Origin of the sequence: Candidatus Nanosyncoccus nanoralicus (assembly GCF_004138405.1) — a bacterium.
In the GTDB taxonomy this organism is placed as follows: Bacteria; Patescibacteriota; Saccharimonadia; order Saccharimonadales; family Saccharimonadaceae; genus Nanosyncoccus; species Nanosyncoccus nanoralicus.
The window spans coordinates 5,174-10,770 of the sequence record NZ_PRLL01000021.1 but is presented as its reverse complement, the minus strand read 5'-3'; the positions used below and the strand labels follow the sequence as shown (position 1 = coordinate 10,770).

At 42.5% G+C, this 5,597-nt stretch carries 4 protein-coding genes and 2 pseudogenes; 4 read left to right on the top strand and 2 right to left on the bottom strand.

What is annotated here, in order from left to right; genetic code table 11:
* From G3KMM_RS02525 to rplS, 3 genes and pseudogenes are all read left to right on the top strand, one after another.
* A partial coding sequence (locus tag G3KMM_RS02525) for a GspE/PulE family protein (protein ID WP_164998490.1) occupies positions 1-1,612 on the top strand: 1,612 nt, incomplete at its 5' end.
* A gap of 14 nt (positions 1,613-1,626) precedes the next feature.
* On the top strand, positions 1,627-2,565 hold the full coding sequence (locus tag G3KMM_RS02520) for a hypothetical protein (protein ID WP_129605162.1): 939 nt from the start codon (positions 1,627-1,629) through the stop codon (positions 2,563-2,565).
* Positions 2,566-2,641: 76 nt separating this feature from the next.
* A pseudogene (rplS, locus tag G3KMM_RS02515) lies at positions 2,642-2,977 on the top strand (50S ribosomal protein L19); the annotation flags it as partial.
* A gap of 205 nt (positions 2,978-3,182) precedes the next feature.
* On the opposite strand, the gene rnhB reads toward rplS, so the two are convergent.
* Both rnhB and G3KMM_RS02505 read right to left on the bottom strand, forming a co-directional pair.
* Positions 3,183-4,205: a ribonuclease HII gene (gene rnhB, locus G3KMM_RS02840; RefSeq protein WP_164998489.1), complete on the bottom strand. Its 1,023-nt coding sequence runs from the start codon at positions 4,203-4,205 to the stop codon at positions 3,183-3,185.
* A gap of 44 nt (positions 4,206-4,249) precedes the next feature.
* Entirely contained in the window at positions 4,250-5,251 is a 1,002-nt protein-coding gene (locus G3KMM_RS02505; protein WP_129605156.1) for a redox-regulated ATPase YchF, read from the bottom strand.
* Positions 5,252-5,461: 210 nt separating this feature from the next.
* On the opposite strand from G3KMM_RS02505, the pseudogene G3KMM_RS02970 reads away from it, so the two are divergent.
* A pseudogene (locus G3KMM_RS02970) lies at positions 5,462-5,597 on the top strand (protein adenylyltransferase Fic); the annotation flags it as partial.

Below are 5,597 nucleotides of genomic sequence, written 5' to 3'. Positions count from 1 at the left end.
TCGGTCAAACGAAGAGCAGGCCGCCTCTTCGCGCGCCATGACCCTCGGCCTCCCTTATCTTGACACCCGCCCCATCGAGGAAACTCTGCCGCTACTTTTTGGCATCATCGATATCCAAAGAATGCATAGCGACTACATCCTTCCTCTCCAAAAAGGTGGTAACGGCCTCCCTTATCAATTTATGGTCACTAGTCAAACTCCCCGCAGCACTATCAAGGAATTTAGCGAGAAGTTTAATATAAATGGTGATGGAATCGACTTTTTCCTTATTTCAAACAGCGCTTATCAAGTTCTCATGCTCCGCTATGATCCGCCAAGGCAGGTTCATTATGATGACATCCGAATTGCCAGCGATGGTGATTCCGAAACTCTTGCTTCGGTCTCTCAAACCCTTAACTCCGTCGGTACCGATAAAGTCTTTGACTTCCTTCTAGATCAGGCAGACAAGCTTGGCGCCTCCGATATTCATATTGAAAATCTACGCGAATCCATTCGTATTCGTATGCGCGTTGATGGTATTTTGCATCCAGTCGCCAATCTTGAGCGTGATCGCTATCGCGTTTTCATGGGTGAGCTTGGTTCTCGCGCTGGTATTTCTTCCGCCGCCAAGACTCCGCAGTCTGGTCACATGCAAAAAGATATTTTTCGTGACGGCTCCTCTCATCTCTTGAATATCCGTGTCGAAACTGTTCCGACCATGTATGGCCAGGATGCTGTTATGCGTCTCTTTAACTTCGATGAATCGCTCCTCAATCTTAATCTTCTCGGTCTCTCTGATCACGAGCTTTCTGAAATTAACGAAGTGATTTCGCATCCTCGCGGCCTCGTTCTCATGGTCGGTCCGACTGGTTCTGGTAAGTCTACTACTCTCTATTCCATGATTAATGCTCTTAATACCACCGATCGTAAGATTATTACTCTCGAGGATCCAATCGAATATGGCATTTCTGGCATTTCTCAAATCCCCGTCAACACTACGGAGGGCGGCTCTTTTGCCGACGGTCTGCGCTCCATTCTTCGTCTCGACCCTGATGTTGTGATGGTTGGTGAGATTCGTGATGGCGATACTGCCAAGACTGCAATTCAGGCCTCTATTACCGGTCACCTTGTCCTAAGTTCCTTCCACGCCAACTCCACCGCTGCTGCCTTCTCTCGTATGATCGACCTGATTGGTACCAACCCAATTTTTTCCAGCTCCATTCGCATGGTGATGGCTCAGCGTCTTGTGCGTAGTCTTTCAGAAAATAAACGTGAATTTACTCCAGATGAGACCACCCGTCAATTCGTTCTTTCAAAGCTTGAAGGTCTTCCTGAAGAGGTAATTTATGACCAACTTGGGTTTAACCTTGATCCGAATAACTTTACTCTCTTTGAAGCTGTTCCGTCTGGGCTTGATGATCCATTCGGCTATAAAGGTCGTAAGGTGATTATGGAACAGCTCACTGTTTCTGAGGAAGTGCAGAAATATATCCGTGGTGACGTTGAAGATATTAATACTGATGCTATCGAGAAAACTGCTAGAAAAGCTGGTCTCATTACGCTTGAGCAAAAAGGTATTTTGGCTTGCTTACGTGGTGAAACTACATTAGATGAAATATCAAGGGTGATATAAATAAGAGGTAAAAAATGGACCAAAACGAACAATATAGTCAAGATCAACAATTCACTCAAACTGAGCCACAAGCTCCAGTTGAACAATTAAATCCGACCGAATCGCAGGACCCAGCTGAATTAGACCAGACCGAGACACAGACTTCAGCTGAACAGTTTACCCAGACTGAATCTGCTGCACCCGTTAGTTATGTTGACCAGCTCGCCGAAGAATCTGGTTTTGATACTTCTAGTTACGATAATACGAAGGATTTAAAAAAACCAGGTAATCCTTGGAAAATCATTGGTATTGTCACTTCTATTCTATCTGTTATCCTTCTTCTTGTTGCCAGTTTTCTCTACTTTTATAGCAATCAGAAAATCGACGAGGGAACTAATTTAGTCAAACAATACCAAAAAGAATTAACCGAAAGTAAGACCGTCATTGCTGAGTATGAATCAGCAACTAAAACTAAAGTAGTCGACACCAAAGATCAGGACGAGGCAAAAACCGAGGAGAAAAAAGAACAAAAGGCCGAGAAGCAGATCGTTAAATGGAACGATCTAAATATTAATTTTGCACAGCTCGCGACCATCGTCGGCGACGATTATCGTATTACTGGCGGTCGCATCGTCACAAACGAGGATGGCACGAAGGTCATTGCAAAGCTCAATGTCTCAAAGATGGAGAAAGTGGTTGATCCCAATGGTCTCGCTATGCCTCGCTATGTTGATCATGGTATGGCCGCCCAGACCAATGTCTATAGTCGAAAACTCCCTAGCGGTACCTGGCAATTCGTCGGTGTCTATGCTGCTAATGGCATGGGTGTCATCGAGTGTAAAAATGTTTCCGAAGATATGAAAACTGCCGTGACTGTCCTCAATAAATATGAATCCGACCCTAATATGAAATACTCTTGCAAAACTTTCAAGGATAATAATCCCCAGGCTGGTTTTGATACTACTGTTTTCTAGTTAATCGTCTCACCTCTTCCATTTTCCATAAAACTATGTTAAAATAGGTCAAGTTTTAAGTAATAAAAGGTAAAATATGAGTTTTCTAGTGTTGAAAAAAATTGGTGACGCCCAGAAAAAGAAAGCCATCGTTGATGTTCGCTCTGGTGATACCGTTAAGGTAACTCAGAAAATTAAGGAAGGCGAGAAATTCCGTCTTCAGGTTTTCGAAGGTGTCGTAATCCGTGTAGACCGCAAAGAGTCTCACACTGCACGCATCGTTGTGCGCAAAATTGCTTCCGGTATTGGCGTTGAGAAATCTTTCTTGATGCACAGCCCATTAGTTGAAAAAGTTGAAATTGTTAAGCGTGCTAAGGTTCGCCGCAACAATCTTTCATACCTCCGCAATCGTTCTGGTAAATCTGCCCGTCTCGTTGCTAAGGACTTTGACCGTGTTGCAGTTAACACCCTCAAAGAAGATGTAGCTGCTGAAGCTCCAGCTGAAGCACCTGTCGAAGCTGAAAAGACCGAAGAAGTCGCAGCTGCGTAAGACTAGAAAATTCAAAATAAACCTCAATCGAGGTTTATTTTTTTGATATTTATCGACTAAATCTGGTCGCTACCTTTCTATAAGATAATTATTCAATAATTATCCAGTCTTCAACCTGAAAATCCTTACCGCTCACCCCTGCCACCGCAAGCTTGGCTATAAAATCTTTAAATTCTGGATGCATTGCCAAATAACTTTCTGCCGCAAACCGCACCTGTTCTTGCTTTCTCTGATCGACAAACTCAATAGCCTCCCCAAAATCTGTGGTTTTGCGATATTTCACCTCTGTAAAAAATAGGGAATTATCTAGTTTTGAGATAATGTCGATTTCAAAATATTTTGTTTTAAAATTTCTAGCAATAATCTCATGCCCTTTTGAAGTCAAAAACTCCGCTATCTTTTCTTCGCCAAGATTACCGATTTCTCTCGATGTTGCACCTCCATTTTTTGTGCCCACCTTCCTAACTTTTTGTTGCTCTTTACCTTCTTCGGCCCCAAGTTGCTTAGACATAATTTCACGTACTGGTCGAAATGAACGACGATGTTCAGGCGTCAAACCAAACTCCTCCATCGCTTTTTGATGCGCTGCCGTCCCATAACCCACATGTTTTTCAAAACCATATTCAGGATATTTTTCCGCCAATTCCACCATATATCGGTCTCGTTCCACCTTTGCTAAGATACTTGCTGCCGAGATTTCCTTAATTAAGAGGTCGCCCTTTGGTAATGTAGAAACATATTTTTCTAAGGGCGTTCCGCTTAAAAAATTCATCGTCCCGTCAATAATGATTTCAGAAAAAGGCACCCGGGCCTCTTGGATCTGTTTCACCGCCCTTCGGCAAGCTAACCTTAAACTTTCAGAAAGTCCGATCTCATCAATCTCATTCGCAGAGACCCAACCTGTCGCCGTTGCTACGGCCCCCTCCTTGATTTTTGTATACAGAGCTTCACGTCTTTTAGCTGTTAGTTTCTTAGAGTCGGTAAGTTCTGATATCCAATGATATTTCTCAGGTTCCTCTTCAATTTTTTCGGCATCCGGCAAAATACAGGCCCCAATTACTAGTGGTCCCGCATATGGTCCCCGCCCAACTTCATCAATGCCTAAAATCATATTTTGATTATATCAGGGAATCGGCCGCCTCAAGAAGCTGAATCTTATTTTGAAACATTAAAGCGAAATTCAACAATATCGCCATCTTGCATGATATAGGTTTTGCCAACTGTCGCCAATTTTCCAGCCGCTTTCACTGCTGCTTCACTGCCAAGATTCACTAAATCATCGTATTTCATCACTTCTGCCGCAATAAAACCACGCTCAAAATCAGTATGAATTGTGCCTGCCGCTTCTGGTGCAGTCGCCCCTTTCTTAATTGTCCAGGCGCGCACCTCCTTTTTACCAGCAGTCAAGAAGGATTGTAGTCCCAAGGTATCATAGGCTGCTTTCACGAGTTCGCCAAGCGCATCCTCCTCTACACCGTAGCTCTCAAGGAATTCCATTTTCTCTGGCAAACTCATACCAGTCATTTCTTCCTCAAGTTTTGCGTTCACAAAAACTGCACGAGCTGGGGCAACAAGTTCTCTAAGTTCATTTTTCAAAGACTCATTTGTTAGCTCAGTCTCATCCACGTTAAACATGTAGATTACTGGCTTCTCTGTAAGATATGGAATCTTTTCTTCGGCTGCATCTTTATTTTTCTTGCGCTTAGCCTCAACTTTTTCACGCGTTTCAAAATCGGCAAGCTCCAGTTCGGTTTGAATAATTTCAATATCTGCCTTTGGATCAACTGGTGCTGGTGTGTTTGCGTTAGCAGAGACATGCATAATGTCATCATTTTTAAATACACGCACTACGTGACAAATAATCTGACATTCGCGAATATGTGCTAAGAATTTATTGCCAAGCCCCTCTCCTTTTGACGCTCCTTCAACGAGTCCTGCGATATCCACGAACTCCACAGTCGCTGGAATTTTCTTCTCAGCGGTGTACATTTTTTCTAGAACATCTAATCGTTCGTCTGGCACTGGCACAATTCCGACATTCGGCTCAATTGTTGCAAAGGGGTAGTTTGCGGCCAAAGCATGCGCATTCGTCAATGCGTTAAATAGTGTCGATTTTCCCACATTCGGCAATCCCACAATTCCAATTTTTAGATTCAAGTTAAAACCTCTATTTTATTGAATAATATCTCTTAAATTATAGCATATTATCTGAAGAGGTTTCTTGTGTGCTTTTTTAATATAACAAATCAAGAAGAGGTATAAGAATGGGTATTGAATCATTGTCAAATAATAATGGTGAAAATATGGAGATAGCGGCTTTTGAAGTTATTTTTGAATTCAATTATTAGTTCATGATAGCATATAAATATGAGTCAAGAAGAACTACTTAGTAAAAAGCGCGCCCTTGAGTTGTATGAAGCCGGAAAAATTATGGATTTTGAGGTAGGTACAACTGCTGGACCTCAGCAGATTCATCAATATTTATTTCAGGATATTTTTGATT

Excerpts from the sequence above, each read along its gene's own strand:
- rnhB (WP_164998489.1), bottom strand. The coding sequence starts at position 4,205 with ATGATTTTAGGCATTGATGAAGTTGGGCGGGGACCATATGCGGGACCA.
- G3KMM_RS02520 (WP_129605162.1), top strand. The coding sequence starts at position 1,627 with ATGGACCAAAACGAACAATATAGTCAAGATCAACAATTCACTCAAACT.